This window comes from Paraburkholderia sp. BR10937, assembly GCF_040965695.1.
In the GTDB taxonomy this organism is placed as follows: Bacteria; Pseudomonadota; Gammaproteobacteria; order Burkholderiales; family Burkholderiaceae; genus Paraburkholderia.
Genome location: NZ_JBFRCL010000007.1, coordinates 80,347 through 96,570, shown reverse-complemented (window position 1 = coordinate 96,570; position 16,224 = coordinate 80,347). Strand labels below are relative to the sequence as shown.

The 16,224-nt window shown below is 67.7% G+C and carries 14 protein-coding genes and 2 tRNA genes; 5 read left to right on the top strand and 11 right to left on the bottom strand.

Annotated elements, in window-relative coordinates; translation table 11 throughout:
* Positions 1-67: 67 nt before the first annotated feature.
* The 5 genes from AB4Y44_RS08260 to fdxA form a co-directional block, all read right to left on the bottom strand.
* Positions 68-1,015, bottom strand: coding sequence for an AraC family transcriptional regulator (locus AB4Y44_RS08260; protein ID WP_368699202.1), 948 nt, complete (start codon positions 1,013-1,015; stop codon positions 68-70).
* Between the two features lie 28 nt (positions 1,016-1,043).
* Positions 1,044-1,535 (bottom strand): CreA family protein, encoded by a 492-nt coding sequence (locus AB4Y44_RS08255; RefSeq protein WP_368699201.1) that lies wholly within the window; start codon positions 1,533-1,535, stop codon positions 1,044-1,046.
* Between the two features lie 108 nt (positions 1,536-1,643).
* A tRNA-Asn gene (locus AB4Y44_RS08250) sits at positions 1,644-1,719 on the bottom strand.
* Positions 1,720-1,798: 79 nt separating this feature from the next.
* Positions 1,799-1,874: transfer RNA gene (locus AB4Y44_RS08245), tRNA-Asn, on the bottom strand.
* 139 nt (positions 1,875-2,013) lie between these two features.
* Complete coding sequence (gene fdxA, locus AB4Y44_RS08240) at positions 2,014-2,337, bottom strand: ferredoxin FdxA (RefSeq protein ID WP_028206706.1); 324 nt, start codon at positions 2,335-2,337, stop codon at positions 2,014-2,016.
* Between the two features lie 326 nt (positions 2,338-2,663).
* Here fdxA and pncB point away from each other — a divergent pair, with 326 nt between their 5' ends.
* The 5 genes from pncB (at position 2,664) to AB4Y44_RS08215 (ending at position 8,679) form a co-directional block, all read left to right on the top strand.
* Positions 2,664-3,875 (top strand): nicotinate phosphoribosyltransferase, encoded by a 1,212-nt coding sequence (gene pncB / locus AB4Y44_RS08235; RefSeq protein WP_342921835.1) that lies wholly within the window; start codon positions 2,664-2,666, stop codon positions 3,873-3,875.
* Between the two features lie 85 nt (positions 3,876-3,960).
* The gene (locus tag AB4Y44_RS08230; RefSeq protein ID WP_368699200.1) at positions 3,961-4,623 is read left to right on the top strand and encodes a lactate utilization protein C; all 663 of its coding nucleotides are present in this window, start codon (positions 3,961-3,963) and stop codon (positions 4,621-4,623) included.
* Complete coding sequence (locus AB4Y44_RS08225; protein ID WP_368699199.1) at positions 4,613-6,049, top strand: sodium:proton antiporter; 1,437 nt, start codon at positions 4,613-4,615, stop codon at positions 6,047-6,049. Before AB4Y44_RS08230 ends, AB4Y44_RS08225 begins: the two co-directional genes overlap by 11 nt.
* Before the next feature lie 105 nt (positions 6,050-6,154).
* Entirely contained in the window at positions 6,155-7,144 is a 990-nt protein-coding gene (locus AB4Y44_RS08220; RefSeq protein WP_368699198.1) for a 2-hydroxyacid dehydrogenase, read from the top strand.
* The gene (locus tag AB4Y44_RS08215; protein ID WP_368699197.1) at positions 7,141-8,679 is read left to right on the top strand and encodes a DNA recombination protein RmuC; all 1,539 of its coding nucleotides are present in this window, start codon (positions 7,141-7,143) and stop codon (positions 8,677-8,679) included. The genes AB4Y44_RS08220 and AB4Y44_RS08215 overlap by 4 nt, the downstream gene beginning before the upstream one ends.
* 79 nt (positions 8,680-8,758) lie before the next feature.
* On the opposite strand, the gene AB4Y44_RS08210 is transcribed toward AB4Y44_RS08215, so the two are convergent.
* The 6 genes from AB4Y44_RS08210 to AB4Y44_RS08185 form a co-directional block, all read right to left on the bottom strand.
* On the bottom strand, positions 8,759-9,256 hold the full coding sequence (locus tag AB4Y44_RS08210; RefSeq protein WP_342921840.1) for a GNAT family N-acetyltransferase: 498 nt from the start codon (positions 9,254-9,256) through the stop codon (positions 8,759-8,761).
* Entirely contained in the window at positions 9,256-9,531 is a 276-nt protein-coding gene (locus AB4Y44_RS08205) for a hypothetical protein (protein ID WP_028212919.1), read from the bottom strand. The genes AB4Y44_RS08210 and AB4Y44_RS08205 overlap by 1 nt, the downstream gene beginning before the upstream one ends.
* A 67-nt stretch (positions 9,532-9,598) precedes the next feature.
* Positions 9,599-10,903 carry a gephyrin-like molybdotransferase Glp gene (gene glp, locus AB4Y44_RS08200; RefSeq protein WP_368699196.1) on the bottom strand — a complete coding sequence of 435 codons (1,305 nt, stop codon included), beginning with the start codon at positions 10,901-10,903 and terminating at the stop codon, positions 9,599-9,601.
* 107 nt (positions 10,904-11,010) lie between these two features.
* The gene (gene mobA / locus AB4Y44_RS08195; protein WP_368699250.1) at positions 11,011-11,634 is read right to left on the bottom strand and encodes a molybdenum cofactor guanylyltransferase MobA; all 624 of its coding nucleotides are present in this window, start codon (positions 11,632-11,634) and stop codon (positions 11,011-11,013) included.
* Between the two features lie 16 nt (positions 11,635-11,650).
* A complete protein-coding gene (gene moaA / locus AB4Y44_RS08190) occupies positions 11,651-12,772 on the bottom strand; it encodes a GTP 3',8-cyclase MoaA (RefSeq protein WP_368699195.1) in 1,122 nt (373 codons plus the stop codon).
* A gap of 161 nt (positions 12,773-12,933) precedes the next feature.
* Positions 12,934-16,167 carry an Rne/Rng family ribonuclease gene (locus AB4Y44_RS08185; RefSeq protein WP_368699194.1) on the bottom strand — a complete coding sequence of 1,078 codons (3,234 nt, stop codon included), beginning with the start codon at positions 16,165-16,167 and terminating at the stop codon, positions 12,934-12,936.
* Positions 16,168-16,224 lie beyond the last annotated feature (57 nt).

The following is a 16,224-nucleotide window of genomic DNA, read 5'->3' as shown; positions in this document are numbered from 1 at the left end:
GGACAGCATAGCGGGCGGCCTTACGCCTGGCTTGTACGTTCTTGCGGCGGAACGCGGGCTGGCGCGTTCAGGACGACTGCCAGCGCCCCGGCGGCACACCGAACATGCGCCGAAAGTGCCGCGTGAAGTGGCTCTGGTCCGTGAAACCGCTCGCCGCGGCGACGTCGGCGACCGTGGCGCCTTCGCGCAGCGGGGCGAGGGCGCGTTGCAGGCGCAGCTGGGTGCGCCAGGCGTGCGGCGGCAGTCCGGTCGCCTGCGTGAAGAGCCGGGTGGCGTGAAACGGCGAGAGGCCGACCGCCTGGGCGAGATCGGCCACGCGCAGCGGCGTGGCGAGATCGGCGGCGAGCAGCGCCTTCATCGTTTCCACGCGCGGATCGTTCGGACCGTGCCTGAGCGCCGCCTCGCGCGTGCGGCCGTAGCGCGTGAGCAGCGTCGAGAGCGCGTCGAGCAGCGAGCTTTCCACGGCGAGGAGGTCGGCACACTGCGCCGAAGCGGGGGCGCAATGCGGTGCACCGGAAGGCGCGGGAAGCGCCGCCACGCCAGCCGGGCTGGCGTTCGCGCCGGACTCCGGCACGGCCGAGGCGCGCCGCCAGTCGGCGTCGGCTTCCAGCAGCCGGTGGGCGCGCGAGAGACGGTGCGCGAGATCGAGATCGTGGATCACCTCGGCGTCGAACCACGGCAGCGGCTGCGTGCGCCCGGCGATTTCGCCGGCGAGATCGTGCAGGAAGTCGATCGGCACGTACATCACCCGATAGCTCCAGCCTTCTTCGACGGCGCGCGAACCCGTATGCAGCTCACCCGGATTGATCACCGGCACGCTGCCCGTTGCGGCGACATGCTGCGCGCCGCGATAGCGAAAACACTCCGCGCCGCCTTCGATCACGGGGATCGTGTAGGCCTCGTGCCAGTGCGGCGCGAACGTATGTTCGTTGTATTCGGCCGTGACGAGATCCGCGCCGGGCAGAAGCGGCGTGCGCCAGTAGCGGGCGGAGTCTCGAAAACGGGAATCGGTCATGGTGAAGGATCCTGCACAGATCCCCAGTTTAGCGCAGCGGAATCGTCGTGCCCGCGGGCACCGGCACGGCCGTGACGCTGTTCTTGGCGCTGCCGCTCACCACGCGGTCGCTGTAGGTCAGATACACGAGCGCGTTGCGCTTCGCGTCGACCACGCGCACGACGTGCAAGGTCTTGAAGAGGAATGACATGCGCTCGTTGAAGACGTCGTCCTGCTGCTTGAGCGGACCTGCGAACGAGATCGGCCCGACCTGCCGGCACGCGATCGACGCCTCGGTCGGATCTTCCGCAATGCCGAGCGTGCCCTTCACGCCGCCCGTGCGGGCGCGCGAGACGTAGCAGGTCACGCCTGGCACCTGTGGATCGTCGTAGGCCTCGACGACGACCTTGTCCGAGCCGGTCACGCGAAAGTTGGTGTTCACGCTGCCGATCTGCTCGGCGTGGGCGCCGGCGCAGGCGGCGAGGCTCGCGCAGGCGAAGAGCGGGTGCGCGAGGCGGGCGGCAAGGCGGGTGGATTTCATGCGGATTCCCGAAGATGACGAAGCGACATTATCGGGGAGGGTGGCGTGCGCCACGCGCGCAGCAAAAGAAAAAGGGGTTGCGTGCAAACACGCAACCCCTCGATATTTTGGCTCCCCGACCTGGGCTCGAACCAGGGACCTACGGATTAACAGTCCGGCGCTCTACCGACTGAGCTATCGGGGAACAGCAGTACAGCTACAACGCTTTACGTCATAAAAAAGCCCGTTTTGCGTTGTGAACGCCAACGGGCTTTTGCGAATCTTGGCTCCCCGACCTGGGCTCGAACCAGGGACCTACGGATTAACAGTCCGGCGCTCTACCGACTGAGCTATCGGGGATCAACAAAAGCAGAGAACGAGATTCTATGGGGTCTGGCTGGGCCTGTCAATACCCTGTCGCGATCTGTTTAGGGCAATCCGCTGCGCGAGGGACTGTCCACATAAGCGACGGCGGCGGGGAGACACCCCGAACAAGCGATCAGCGTGCGAGCAGCGCGAGCTTGTCCTTCACGTCCTTGAATTCGTCGGCTTCCGGCAGCGGAGCCTTGGTCTTGGTGATGCTCGGCCAGCCCTTCGCGAGGTCGGCGTTCAGTTCGATGAACGATTGCTGGTCGCCAGGCACGTCTTCCTCTGCGTAGATGGCGTTCACCGGGCACTCGGCAACGCACACGGCGCAGTCGATGCACTCGTCCGGGTCGATCGCGAGGAAGTTGGGACCTTCGCGAAAGCAGTCCACCGGGCACACATCGACGCAGTCGGTATAGCGGCACTTGATGCAGCTTTCGGTCACAACGTGAGTCATTCAGGCAGCTCCTGCAAGCTTTTTGTATCGGGGGATGGCGGTTCGCCAAAAGCGCTATTGTAACTGATGAGGAATTACCCCAACCACAGGCCCGCATCGGTCCTTAGATCGTTTCGTGATTAGTTTATATGCCGGGGTGATCCGCAACGTTTTACCCCTTGTGCGCGAGGGGCCGTGCCGGCGGGCACGCGGTGCGCGCAGGCATTCGGGTAACATGGACGCACCGCTGGCGCCTGCCGCCCGGAGCCGCTGCGGGGCATCTGCCCGGCAGCGTGTCCGGTTCCCGCTTCGCGGGCGCTATCCGATTGCAGTCCGGCTGGCCCATCATGATCATTACTTCGCTGCTCGATACCGATCTCTACAAATTCACCATGATGCAGGTGGTGCTGCATCATTTCCCCGCGGCCAATGTGGAATACCGTTTCCGCTGCCGCACGCCGAACGTCGATCTCGTGCCCTACGTGGACGAGATCCGCAGCGAGATCCAGAAGCTGTGCAGGCTGCGTTTCGCCGAGACCGAGCTCGAGTACCTGCGCAAGATGCGCTTCATCAAGAGCGACTTCATCGACTTTCTCGCGCTCTTTCACCTCAACGAAAAATACATCTCGGTCACGCCGTCGCCCAAGGCCAATGGCGAGATCGACATCGCGATCAAGGGCCCGTGGCTGCACACGATCCTCTTCGAGATCCCGGTGCTCGCCATAGTCAACGAGGTGTATTTCCGCAACACGCAGCATCACCCGCAGTACGAGGAGGGGCGCGAGCGTCTGCGCCACAAGATCGAACTGCTCGGCGCGAAGCCCGAATTCGCGGACTGCAAGATCGCCGACTACGGTACGCGCCGCCGCTTCTCGAAGCGCTGGCACGAGGAGGTGATCCTCACGCTCAAGGACGATCTCGGCGAGCAGTTCACTGGCACGAGCAACGTCTACTACGCGATGAAGCACAACCTCACGCCGCTCGGCACGATGGCGCACGAGTATCTGCAGGCGTGCCAGGCGCTCGGGCCGCGTCTGCGCGACTCGCAGATCTTCGGCTTCGAGATGTGGGCGAAGGAATACCGCGGCGACCTGGGCATTGCGCTCTCGGACGTCTACGGCATGCAGGCGTTTCTGCGCGACTTCGACATGTACTTCTGCAAGCTCTTCGACGGCGCGCGGCACGACTCGGGCGATCCGTTCGAGTGGGGCGAGCGCCTGCTCAAGCACTACGAGGACAACCGCTGCGATCCGCGCACGAAGACGATGATCTTCTCGGACGCGCTCGACATTCCCAAGGTGCTGCGGCTGTACGAGCGTTTCGGCGACCGCTGCCGCCTCGCGTTCGGCGTGGGCACGAACCTCACCAACGACCTGGGTTATCAGCCGCTGCAGATCGTCATCAAGATGGTTCGCTGCAACGGCCAACCCGTCGCCAAGCTTTCCGATTCGCCGGGCAAGAACATGTGCGACGACAAGGCGTATCTCGCCTATCTGCGCCAGGTGTTCGGCATCGAGCAGCCCGTAGAGGAAGAGTGCGGGGACAACCAGGCGTCTTGAAAAACGCGCACGCTTGACACGCAGATCGCAGGCGACGCCCCGGTATAATCGGCGCGTCGCCTTTCTTCATCTGACGAGGACGTTCATGGACACGACGGCCGCCCGCCGCAGCATACTCGCGCGCATTCGCGCGGCGCAGGGACGCGAGGCCACGCCCTCGGCGGACGAGCGGGAAGCCGTGGCCGACTACCTCGCGCTACATCCCGAGGGTCCGCGCCCGCCGCTCGAAGGCGATCTCGTTGCGCGCTTCGTCGGCGAGGCGCGCAAGATGTCGAGCACCGTCGACGAAGTCCAGCAACTCGCCGACGTGCCCGCCGCCGCGCAACGCTATCTCGCCGAGCGCAGCCTGCCGATGCAGGCCGTCGCGTGGCAAACGCTCGGATCGTTCGACTGGGCCGGCGCGGGACTCGCCGTGCAATACCGCAAGCCCGAAGATCGCGATCTCGTCGGCCTCACGGGCTGCTTTTGCGCCACGGCCGAAACCGGCACACTGGTCCTGCTCTCCAGTCCCGAGACGTGGGCCTCGGGCGCGCTGCTGCCCGAAACGCACATCGCCGTCGTGCCCGCTTCGCGCATCGTCGCGGGCCACGAAGACGCCTTTGCGCTCATGCGCGCCGAACGCGGAGAGCTGCCGCGCGCGGTCAACTTCGTTTCGGGGCCTTCGCGCACCGGCGACATCGAGCAGACCATCATCCTTGGCGCACACGGACCGTACCGCGTGCATGTGATCGTCGTGCATGGCGCGTAGGCGCAACACGGCGAGCGCTTGCGCGCAAACGCTCTGCGCGGCGCTGACTCTCTTCAGCACGAACGCACACGCGGCGGCCTTCGACGGCGCATCGCTCGGCGCCGCGTGGGCGCTGCCGTTCGCCGGCATGCTGCTGTCGATCGCGTTCTTCCCGATGTTCGCGGCCGCGTTCTGGCATCACCACTTCGGCAAGATTTCGGCGGCCTGGGCGCTCGCGTTCCTGCTGCCGTTCGCGGCCACGCATGGTGTCGGCGTGACGTATCCGCTGTTCGTGCACGCCGTCGTCGACGAATATCTGCCCTTCATCGTGTTGCTCGGCGCGCTCTATACGATTGCGGGCGGCATCTGCGTGTACGGGAACCTGCGCGGATCGCCGCGCATGAACACGGCGATCCTCGCGCTCGGCACCGTGCTCGCGAGCGTGATGGGCACGACCGGCGCGGCGATGCTGCTGATCCGCCCGCTCCTGCGCGCGAACGACAACCGCCGACACAACGTGCACGTGGTCGTGTTCTTCATCTTTCTCGTTGCGAACGCGGGTGGCCTGCTCACGCCGCTCGGCGATCCGCCGCTGTTCCTCGGTTTTCTCAACGGCGTGGGATTCTTCTGGACTGCGCAGCATCTCGCGCTACCGATGCTGTTCGTGTGCGGTGTGCTGCTCGCCGTGTTCTACGCGCTCGATAGCTGGTACTTCAGCCGCGCCGGGGAAGTGCACGGCGCTGCGCTCGACCCGACGCCGGATACGGACGCGCTCTCCATCGGCGGCAAGGCGAATTTTGTGCTGCTCGCCCTGCTCGTCGCGCTCGTGCTGATGAGCGGCGTGTGGCGTCCCGGTATCGTTTTCGAGGTCGCGGGGGCGCACCTGCAGTTGCAGAACATCGTGCGCGATGCGGGACTCGTTGCGCTAGCACTCATCTCGCTCGCGTTCACGTCGAAAGCGGCGCGTGCCGACAACGGTTTCGAGTGGGCGCCGATCGTCGAGGTGGCCAAGCTGTTCGCGGGCATTTTCGTGACGATCACACCGGTCATCGCGATGCTGCGCGCGGGCGAGGCGGGCGCGTTCGCCGCGCTGATCCGGTTCGTGAACGACGCGCCAGGCCGCCCCAACGAAGCGATGTACTTCTGGGCGACGGGTCTCCTCTCGTCGTTTCTCGACAACGCGCCCACCTACCTGGTGTTCTTCAATCTCGCGGGCGGCGACGCCAACGCGCTGATGTCCGGCGGCGCGAAAACGCTCGCCGCGATCTCGGCGGGCGCGGTGTGGATGGGCGCGCTCACCTATATCGGCAACGCGCCGAACTTCATGGTGAAGGCGATCGCGCAGTCGCGCGGCGTGCGCATGCCGGGCTTCTTCGGCTATCTTGGCTGGTCGGGCGTGCTGCTCGCGCCGGTCTTTCTCGCGGCCACCTTGCTCTTCTTCGTTTAGCGGCAAGGCGCTTGCGAGCCGGTCTGCGAAACGCGCGCGAGACTTCCCTGCGCGCCCCGTCACGCGCAACAATGACGGACATCGACTGAAGTGTGGAGAGCAACGATGCAAAAGATTCTCGTGGCGCGCCCGATCTTTCCCGACGTGATCGACCGGCTCAAGCAGTATTTCGACGTGGACTGGAACAACGGCGAGGCGCTTTCGCCCGAAGCGCTGCACCAGCGACTCGCCGACAAGGACGGCGCGCTCACCGCGGGCGACCCGATCGGCGCCGCAACGCTCGCCGCCGCGCCGCGCCTGCGCGTGGTGTCGAACATGGCCGTGGGCTACAACAACTTCGACATGGCCGCCTTCAACGCGGCCAACGTGCTCGGCACCAACACGCCCGACGTGCTCAACGAAACCACGGCCGACTTCGGCTGGGCGCTGATGATGGCGGCCGCGCGCCGCGTGACGGAATCGGAGCACTTCCTGCGCGCGGGCAAGTGGGACAAGTGGTCGTTCGACGCGTTTCTCGGCTCGGACATTTTCGGCGCCACACTCGGCGTGATCGGCATGGGCCGTATCGGCCAGGCGCTCGCGCGCCGCGCGCGCGGCTTCAACATGCGCGTGGTGTATCACAACCGTTCGCGCGTCGCGCCTGAGATCGAGCGCGAGCTGAACGCCGAATATCTGTCGAAGGAAGACCTGCTCAGGCAGGCCGACCACGTCGTGCTCGTGCTGCCGTACACGGCGCAGAACCATCACACGATCGGCGCCGCGGAACTCGCGCTGATGAAACCCACGGCCACGCTCACCAACATCGCGCGCGGCGGCATCGTCGACGACGCGGCGCTCGCGCACGCGCTGCGCACGCGCCAGATCGGGGCGGCGGGCCTCGACGTGTTCGAGGGCGAGCCGCGCGTGCATCCGGCGTTGCTCGAAGTGCAGAACGTCGTGCTCACGCCGCACATCGCGAGTGCGAGCGAAGCCACGCGCCGCGCCATGGCGAACCTTGCCGCCGACAACCTCATCGCCGCGCTCGGCGAGGGGCCGCGTGCCGGGCAGCCGCCCAATCCGATCAACCCCGCCGTGCTGGGGCAAGCGCGTAAATGAGTCCGCTCGCCGTCATGTCGCTGGCGCTCGTTGCGCTGGCGATCGCATTCGTCGTGACGCTCGTGGCGTTGCTGCGCGCGCGTCAAGGCCATGGCGATGGCGACGCGGAGGCCACACTCGACGCGCTCGATCAACTGAGCGACCGCCTCGCCGCCTCGACCGACACCCAGGCGCGCGCGGCCGAGCGCATCGAGCGCGAGCTGCGCAACGAGATCGCGCGCACGGCACAGAGCTCGCGCAGCGAGTTCGGCGGCGGCTTCGCGCAGGTGCAGCAGGCGCTGGCGGCGCAGCTCGGCAGCATCGCGACCGTGCAGAACAGCCAGATCGACGGCTTCGCCCAGCAGCTCGCCAAACTCACGGCGGCCAATACGCAGCAGCTCGACGCCGTGCGCCAGAGCCTGCAACAGCAGGCCCAGCAGGCGCGCGACGAGCAGGGCGCCGCGCTGCGCCACTTCGGCTCGCTGCTCACGCAGCAGCTCGGGCAACTCACCGAAGTCAACGACCGCCGCTTTGCCGAAGTGCGCGCGACGCTCGAACAGCGCCTCAAAGACATCGAAGCGAACAACGCGGCGAAGCTCGAGGAAATGCGCCGCACGGTCGACGAGAAGCTGCACGCCACGCTCGAACAGCGGCTTGGCGAATCGTTCAAGCTCGTTTCCGACCGGCTGGAGCAGGTGCATCGCGGGCTTGGCGAGATGCAGACGCTGGCCGCGGGCGTGGGCGACCTGAAGAAGGTGCTCACCAACGTGAAGACGCGCGGCACCTGGGGCGAAGTGCAGCTCGAAGCGCTGCTCGAACAGATGCTCACGCCCGACCAGTACGCGAAGAACGTCGCCACGGTGCCGAAGAGCACGGAGCGCGTGGAATTCGCGGTTCGCCTGCCGGGACGCGGCGTGGGCGGCGCGGAGCAGGGCGAGCCGGTCTGGCTGCCGATCGACGCCAAATTCCCGCGCGAAGATTACGAGCGTCTCATCGATGCGCAGGAGCGCGCGGACGTGCTCGCGATCGAGGAGGCCGGGCGCGCGCTCGAACTGCGCATCCGCGCGGAGGCGCGCACCATCGCCGAGAAGTACGTCGCGCCGCCGCACACGACCGATTTCGCGCTGCTGTTCCTGCCGACCGAAGGCCTTTACGCCGAAATCCTGCGCCGCCCGGGGTTGACCGACGTCCTGCAGCGCGACTACCGCGTGAGCGTGGCGGGTCCGACCACGCTCACGGCGCTCCTCAACAGCCTGCAGATGGGCTTTCGCACGCTCGCGATCGAGCGCCGCTCAAGCGAGGTGTGGCAGGTGCTGGGCGCGGTGAAGACGGAGTTCGGCAAGTTCGGCGACGTGCTCGCGCGTACCAAGACGCAGCTCGAAACGGTCACGCGTTCCATCGAGGCGGCGGAGGTGCGCACGCGGGCGATGAACCGCAAGCTGCGCGACGTCGAGGCGCTGCCGGGCGAGGCCGCCGCGAATCTCCTCGGCGACGCGCTGCGCAATGGCAACGGCAACGGCGACGCGGAAAGCGAAGCGGGCTTCGCCGACGAGTGAGCGCAACTGCACACCAAAAGCAAACGGGCCGCCTGATCCAGGCGGCCCGTTTGCATTCGGGCGTGTGCGGTGCGTTGGCTTATCCGATCATCGTTTCACCGGCCGCGGCGAGCTTTTCGAGCGCATCGCCGGTCATGCGCACGACGCGCCAGTCGGGCAGCACGGTCGCGCCGAGCTTTTCATAGAAGCCGATGGCCGGCGTGTTCCAGTCGAGCACGGTCCACTCGAAACGGGCGCAGCCGCGTTCCACGGCAATCGCCGCGAGCGCGCGCAGCATCGCCGTGCCGAGGCCGGTGCCGCGCTGCGAAGGCTGCACGTAGAGGTCTTCGAGATAAAGGCCGCGGCGGCTCAGGAACGTCGAGTAGTTGTGGAAGAAGAGCGCGTAGCCGACGATGTGGCCGGCGTCTTCCGCCACCAGCGCCTCGGCGGCGGGGCGCGTGCCGAACAGGGCGTCGGCGAGGCCGTCGGCCGTGCCCGTGAACAGATGCGTGAGCTTCTCGAACTCCGCGAGCTCGTACATCAGCGCGTGCATCGCGCCGACGTCGGCGGGCGTGGCGGCGCGGATCGTCGCGGCCATCACGCTTCCTCGGGCACGTCGGACAGATGGATCTCGATGCCGCCGAAGCGCGAGGCCACCCAGTTGTAGGCGTGGCAGGCGATCCACAGCAGGATGAAGCCGACGATCGCGTTGAGCAGCAGCGCGCTGAAGATGGTCGAGAGTTCGACCGAGCCATAGCGCACGAACGCCACGAGCACGCCGAGCAGCACGATCGGCACGCTGAAGGTCAGGTACACGAGGATGAGCGCCTTGGCGGTCTGGCCCGCAGCGATGAACGAGATCTGTTTTTTCATAGTAGTCGGTCCGTTATGCAGGTGTGGACGTGTGGTTGGTTTTGACGGCCTCTCGGGCGCCGCCGCGCTAGACGAGTCCATCGAACAGCATGATGTCGACGGTGTCGCCGGCATCGAGAGCGTCGGCTTCATGGGCGAGCACGATGAAGCAGTTCGCCTCGCTCATCGTGCTGAGCGCGCCCGAGCTTTGCGAGCCGGTCGGCGCGACGCGCCACTGGCCGCTGGCGTCGCGACGCGCGAGGCCGCGCTGGAATTCGGTGCGGCCCGCGCGTTTTTTGATCGGCTGATCGCTCAGTGCCGGTACGAGCGGTACGGGCTGCGCTTGCGCGCCCGCCATCGCCATGAGCGCGGGGCGCACGATCTGGTAGAACGAGACCATCGTCGCGACCGGGTTGCCGGGCAGCCCGAACAGGAGCGCCGCGCGGCCCGCGCCCGGGCGTCCGCCCGACCAGATGCGGCCGAACGCAAGCGGACGGCCGGGGCGCATGGCGAGGCCCCAGAACGAGACGTCGCCGAGCGTTTGCAACTGGGTGCGCGTGAAATCGGCTTCGCCGACCGAGACGCCGCCGGAGGTTAGCACGACATCGGCGGTTTCGGCAGCGAGTTTCAGCGTGGCGGCCAGTGCCGCGGGGTCGTCGCGCACGACGCCCAGGTCGATCGCCTCGACGTTCAGGCGCTGCAGCATCGCGCCGAGCGCGTAACGGTTGCTGTCGTAGATGCAGCCTGGCTCGAGCGGCTCGCCCGGCGAGCGCAGTTCGTCGCCGGTCGAGAAGTAGGCCACGCGCAGGCGCTGCTTCACGTGCGCCTCGACGAGGCCGAGCGAGGCCAGCAAGCCGATGTCGGACGCGCGCAGCGCGCGGCCGGCCGCGAGCGCCACGCCGCCGCGGGCGAGGTCCTCGCCCTTGCGGCGGGCGTTCGCGCCGTGTTTGACGGCGTTGGCTTCGAAAGTGATGACGTCGCCCTGTGCAGACACATGCTCTTGCGGCACGACGGTGTCGCAGCCCGCGGGCATCGGCGCGCCGGTCATGATGCGCACGCACGCACCGGCGGCAACGTCGCCCGGGTACGCGTGACCGGCGAAGGCCTTGCCGCACACGGTGAGCGAGAGGGTGCCGCAGGCGTCGGCCAGGGCCGCGCCATCGAACGCGTAGCCGTCCATCGCGGCGTTGTCGTGCGCGGGGACGTCGATGGGCGAAATCACGTCTTCGGCCAGCACGCGCGCGAGCGCTTCACGCAGCGGCACGCGTTCGCTCGCCGCAAGCGGCGTCGCCCACTGCAGCACGATGGCCTGCGCGGCGCTGACGGGCAAAGCTTGCGGATCGTACTGGCTGATGCAGCCGGCGCTGCCGGAGGGATGGTTAAGCGTGGTCATCGAGTGAGGAAGCGTCGCATCCGCACGGCGTGTGCGGCGATCGTCCAGGCGGGCGTGCCGGCCGTGTGCCGGGGACGGCGGCTGGCCGGGCGCCGCCCGATTGCAATTCAGGCGCGTTCGAGTTCGGCCAGTTCCTGTAAGGAATTGATATTGTAAAACGCACGTTCGTCGGCAAAGGCGACTTCGGCGGCCGTGTGGCGCGCGTACCACGCACGCACCTTGCGCTCGCCGGCGGCGAGGAACGCGGCGAGGTCGTCGGCGAGCGAAGTGCGTACGAGCGCGAATACAGGATGCAGCGAGACCTCGCCTTCGGCGTTCGTCGTGGTCGCGGTCACGATGTCGGCGTGCTCCGAGAGCGCGGCGTGGCCCAGGCGCTCGCCAAGATCGGCTGGCAGCCAGGGCGAGTCGCAAGGCGCCGTGAGTAGCCATTCGGTTTGCGCCGCGCGCAGTCCGGCGAGGAGCCCCGCGAGCGGGCCCGGGAAGTCGGGCAGTGGATCGGCAAGCACGCTCGCCCGCCATGGCGCGCCGAGTGCCGCATAAGCGTCGGCGTTGCGGTTCGCGCTGATCGAGAGGGCGCCGACCTGCGGCGCGAGTCGCGCGAGCACGTGCGCGGCAAGCGGTTTGCCGTGCAGCATCTGCAGGCCCTTGTCCGCGCCGCCCATGCGCTGGCCGCGGCCGCCGGCGAGCACGAGGCCCGTGATCGATGCGGTGGAAACGGCGTTGGCGCTCATCGGCGTCATGGGCTGCTCAGCCGCCGATATAGGACATTTCGATACGGCGCTCGTCGGAGGCTGCCGGCGCCTGCGCGTTGCCCCGCAGCTGCGAATAGCGGTCGGCGCGGCCTTCCCACACCTGCGCGATGGCGCCGGCGATCGCCGTGTCGGTGGCGCCGTTGCGCAACAGCGCGCGCAGGTCGTAGCCCATCGAGGCGAACAGGCACAGGTACAGCTTGCCTTCGGTCGAAAGGCGCGCGCGCGTGCAGTCGCCGCAGAACGCGCGCGTCACGCTGGAGATCGCGCCGATCTCGCCCGCGCCATCCGCATAGCCCCAGCGTTGCGCCGTTTCAGCGGCGTTGTGGGGCTCCAGCGGCACGAGCGGCCAGTGTTCGGCAATGCGCGCGACGACCTCCGCCGACGGCAGCACTTCGGCCATGTTCCAGCCATTCGAGGTGCCCACGTCCATGTACTCGATGAAGCGCAGCGTCACATCCGTGCCGCGGAAATGCCGTGCAAGCGGCACGATCTCGCCGTCATTCGTGCCGCGCTTGACGACCATGTTGACCTTGATCGGCGCGAGACCCACGGCTTGCGCCGCCGCGATGCCGTCGAGCACGTCGGCCACCGCGAAGTCGGCGTCGTTCATCTGGCGAAAGAGGGCGTCGTCGAGGGCGTCGAGGCTCACCGTCACACGCGTGAGGCCCGCGTCGCGCAGAGCGCGCGCCTTGCGGGCCAGCAGCGAGCCATTGGTGGTGAGCGTGATGTCGAGCGGCTCGCCTTCGGGCGTGCGCAGCGCGGCAAGGCGCTCGATCAGGAATTCGATGTTCTTGCGCAGCAGCGGCTCACCACCCGTGAGGCGGATCTTGGTGACGCCATGGGCGACGAAAAGCCGCGCGAGCCGCTCAATTTCTTCGAGCGACAGCAGCGCGGAATGGGGCAAAAACGGGTAGTCCTTGTCGAACACTGCGCGCGGCATGCAGTACACGCAGCGGAAATTACAGCGGTCCGTGACCGAGATGCGAAGGTCGCGCAGGGGTCTGGCGAGCGCGTCGAAGACCGCGCCGGACGGCGCGCGCACGGTTCCCGCGGCCGGCCTGGGCAGTTCGGGCGGCAGCGATCGAACGTCGGCAACAGGGATGATGCGTCGTGTCATGGTCTCTTCGTTCTCGCGTTGCCTCAATTTTAGCCGAACCAGCACTGGCCTACAGACAAGGGAGAACGCTGATATATCAAAAAAAAGCCCGCCGGGAGAGGCGGGCTTTTCGGGGGTGCCGGGCTCGGGGCCCGGCACGCGGCCAGTTGCGCTTGCCGTGCTTACGGGTGGCGCGTGGTTTCGACCTGCTGCATCGGCGTGCTGTCGGCCGGCGGCAGCGGTTTGCGCTCGCGCGGCGTGCGCGCGGGCTTCACCAGTTGCGCAGCGGCTTGCTGCGCGGCGCGCAGCTTGTCGGCGTCGGTATTGACCCAGACGAGACCTGCCGATTCCAGCATCGGGCGCAGCGTGTCTGCGGTGGCCGCAGGCGCGGGGGCTGCCGTTGCCACCGGGACCGGACGCTCTGCGACCGGCTCGGTGATCGCGACGACCGCCGGAGCGGCGGCTGCCGCTTCCTGCGCCGGCTCCGGTTGAGCGACGGGTGCTGCTTCCGCCTGCTCCTCGGTCCGCGGCGCTTCGACGCGGTCTTCGCGCACGACAGGCCGCGTTTCGGCCTGAACCGGCTCAACCGGGGCGGTCGGTGCGACCGCTTCGTCCGCTGCGGCAGGCGCCACAGGAGCGACAGGTGCCACGGGTTCCTCGGCCTTCGGCTCGACCGCGTGTGCGGTTTCGACGCTCACCGGTGCGGCTTCGGCGGGTGCCGGAGCTTGCTCGGCCGGAGCCTGAGCTTGCTCTGCGGCGGGCGCGACGGTTTCAACCGGCGTCGTCGTCACGGCGGCGGCAGGCACGTGCCCGGCTTCGGCGACGACGGCTGCGGCCGGCAGAGCGGTCACGACGTTCTCGACGGCAGCCTCGGTGCGCGCTTCCGCGGCCGATGCTTCATGCACTTGCGCAGCAACGGCAGGCTGCTCGATCGCCGGTTGGGCGGGTGCGGCTTGCTCTTCGCCTTCCGGTGCATCCGCACCCGGCGTCAGGCCTGCTGCATCCGTCTCGCGCTCGCGGCGACCGCCACGGCGGCCGCGGCGGCGGCGGCGGCGTTCTTCGCCTTCACGCGGTGCGCCTTCTTCGTCGGCACCGGCGCTCACGCCTTCGGGCAGGTCTTCCGTCTGCGGCGCTTCGACGCCTTCGGCGTCTGCCGATGCGGCGTCAAGACGCGCTTCCTGGGCTTCAGCGGCTTCGGCTTGCTGACGGCGACGCGATTCACCGCGCTCGCCACGTTCACCACGCTCGCGGCGCTCGCCACGTTCCTGGCGCTCGCCGCGTGCGGCCCCGGCTTCCGCCGTCACATCGCTACGTTCCTGGCCGCGCTCGACGCGTTCGATGCGCTGCTCGCGCTCGGCACGTGCTTCGCGGGTTTCACGCGGCTCACGCTGCTCGCGCGGTTCGCGTTGTTCACGCGGCTCGCGGGCACCACGGCTTTCGCGTGCTTCACGCGGTTCGCGCTGTTCGCGCGGCTCGCGTTCCTCACGGCGGCCGGCCGGCTGGCCGGTACGGGCGCCGCCTGCGCTTTCGCCACGGCCTGCCGCGTCGCGGCCGCCGGAACGGCGATTGCGGTTGCGGTCCCCGCCGGTCTTCTCACCGCGCTCGGTACGCGCTTCGCGGGTCGGACGGGCGGTCTTTTCGGGTTGCGCGACCGGTGCCGGCGCGGGCGCCGCAGCCGGTGCGCCGCCGAAGAGGCGCTTGACCCAGCCAAAGAAGCCGCCGCCTGCGGGCGTGACGGCCAGTTGCGCCGCGACGGGCGCGGTTTCGGCCGGCTTGACCGGCGCGCTCGGTGCCGGACGCTCCGGCGTGATGCCCTTCACCGCGGCTTCCTGCTTGGGCTTGGCTTCGGCGGTGCGCTTGCTGTAGCCGGTTTCCGACTCGAGCTCGCGAGCCGCTTCCTCGGCCATCTTCCACGAGGCGCGCGGGTCGTCGAGGCGCGCATCGTCGTGACGCAGGCGTTCGAGCTTGTAGTGCGGCGTTTCGAGGTGCTTGTTCGGGATCAGCACGACCGCGACCTTGAAGCGCGACTCGATCTTGTTGATTTCCGAGCGCTTTTCGTTGAGCAGGAAGGCGGTCACTTCGACCGGCACCTGGCAATGAATTGCCGCGGTGTTTTCCTTCATCGCCTCTTCCTGGATGATGCGCAGGACCTGAAGCGCCGACGATTCCGTATCGCGGATATGACCCGTGCCGTTACAGCGCGGGCAGGTCACGTGGCTGCCTTCCGAGAGGGCGGGGCGCAGGCGCTGGCGCGACAGCTCCATCAGGCCGAAGCGCGAGATCTTGCCCATCTGCACGCGCGCGCGGTCGTGGCGCAGCGCGTCTTTCAGGCGCTGCTCGACTTCGCGCTGGCTCTTGGCCGACTCCATGTCGATGAAGTCGATCACGATCAGGCCGCCCAGGTCGCGCAGACGCAGCTGGCGCGCCACTTCGTCGGCGGCTTCGAGGTTGGTGCGCGCGGCGGTTTCCTCGATGTCGGCGCCCTTGGTGGCGCGCGCCGAGTTCACGTCGATGGCGACCAGCGCCTCGGTGTGGTCGATCACGATCGCGCCGCCCGAGGGCAGCGGTACCGTGCGCGAATACGCCGTCTCGATCTGGTGCTCGATCTGGAAGCGCGAGAAAAGCGGCACGTCGTCGTGATACCGCTTCACCTTATTGACATTGTCCGGCATCACGATATCCATGAAGGCGCGCGCCTGGTCATAGATCTCGGTGGTGTCGATGAGGATTTCGCCGATGTCGGGCTGGAAGTAGTCGCGGATCGCGCGAATGACGAGGCTCGATTCCAGGTAGATCAGCATGGGCTGACCGGACTGGCCGGCCTGCGACGCGGCTTCGATGGCGCGCCACAGTTGTAGCAGGTAGTTCAGGTCCCACTGGAGCTCTTCGGCGGAGCGGCCGATGCCGGCCGTGCGCGCGATGATGCTCATGCCGTCCGGCAGTTGCAGCTGCGCCATGGTTTCGCGCAGTTCCTGACGGTCGTCGCCCTCGATGCGGCGCGAGACGCCGCCGCCGCGCGGGTTGTTCGGCATGAGGACGAGGTAGCGGCCGGCGAGCGAGATGAAGGTGGTGAGGGCGGCGCCCTTGTTGCCGCGTTCTTCCTTCTCGACCTGGACGATCAGCTCCTGGCCTTCCTTGAGGGCGTCCTGAATGCGCGCGCCGCGCATGTCGATGCCTTCGCGGAAGTACTGGCGGGCGACTTCCTTGAACGGCAGGAAGCCGTGGCGGTCTTCGCCGTAGTTGACGAAACACGCCTCGAGCGAAGGCTCGATACGGGTGACGATCCCCTTGTAGATGTTGCCTTTGCGCTGTTCGCGCCCGGCGGTTTCGATGTCGATGTCGATGAGCTTCTGTCCATCGACGATGGCGACACGCAGTTCTTCCTGCTGTGTCGCGTTGAACAGCATTCGTTTCATTGAACGACTCCAGTGCGTTCGCGCGCGAGCCGCACGGTGCGCGGCGACGACGCCAGG

What these genes read in the sequence shown, in the direction of transcription:
- AB4Y44_RS08260 (WP_368699202.1), bottom strand. Translation starts at nt 1,015, where the DNA reads ATGACCGATTCCCGTTTTCGAGACTCCGCCCGCTACTGGCGCACGCCG.
- AB4Y44_RS08255 (WP_368699201.1), bottom strand. Translation starts at nt 1,535, where the DNA reads ATGAAATCCACCCGCCTTGCCGCCCGCCTCGCGCACCCGCTCTTCGCC.
- fdxA (WP_028206706.1), bottom strand. Translation starts at nt 2,337, where the DNA reads ATGACTCACGTTGTGACCGAAAGCTGCATCAAGTGCCGCTATACCGAC.
- pncB (WP_342921835.1), top strand. Translation starts at nt 2,664, where the DNA reads ATGATCATTACTTCGCTGCTCGATACCGATCTCTACAAATTCACCATG.
- AB4Y44_RS08230 (WP_368699200.1), top strand. Translation starts at nt 3,961, where the DNA reads ATGGACACGACGGCCGCCCGCCGCAGCATACTCGCGCGCATTCGCGCG.
- AB4Y44_RS08225 (WP_368699199.1), top strand. Translation starts at nt 4,613, where the DNA reads ATGGCGCGTAGGCGCAACACGGCGAGCGCTTGCGCGCAAACGCTCTGC.
- AB4Y44_RS08220 (WP_368699198.1), top strand. Translation starts at nt 6,155, where the DNA reads ATGCAAAAGATTCTCGTGGCGCGCCCGATCTTTCCCGACGTGATCGAC.
- AB4Y44_RS08215 (WP_368699197.1), top strand. Translation starts at nt 7,141, where the DNA reads ATGAGTCCGCTCGCCGTCATGTCGCTGGCGCTCGTTGCGCTGGCGATC.
- AB4Y44_RS08210 (WP_342921840.1), bottom strand. Translation starts at nt 9,256, where the DNA reads ATGGCCGCGACGATCCGCGCCGCCACGCCCGCCGACGTCGGCGCGATG.
- AB4Y44_RS08205 (WP_028212919.1), bottom strand. Translation starts at nt 9,531, where the DNA reads ATGAAAAAACAGATCTCGTTCATCGCTGCGGGCCAGACCGCCAAGGCG.
- glp (WP_368699196.1), bottom strand. Translation starts at nt 10,903, where the DNA reads ATGACCACGCTTAACCATCCCTCCGGCAGCGCCGGCTGCATCAGCCAG.
- mobA (WP_368699250.1), bottom strand. Translation starts at nt 11,634, where the DNA reads ATGAGCGCCAACGCCGTTTCCACCGCATCGATCACGGGCCTCGTGCTC.
- moaA (WP_368699195.1), bottom strand. Translation starts at nt 12,772, where the DNA reads ATGACACGACGCATCATCCCTGTTGCCGACGTTCGATCGCTGCCGCCC.
- AB4Y44_RS08185 (WP_368699194.1), bottom strand. Translation starts at nt 16,167, where the DNA reads ATGAAACGAATGCTGTTCAACGCGACACAGCAGGAAGAACTGCGTGTC.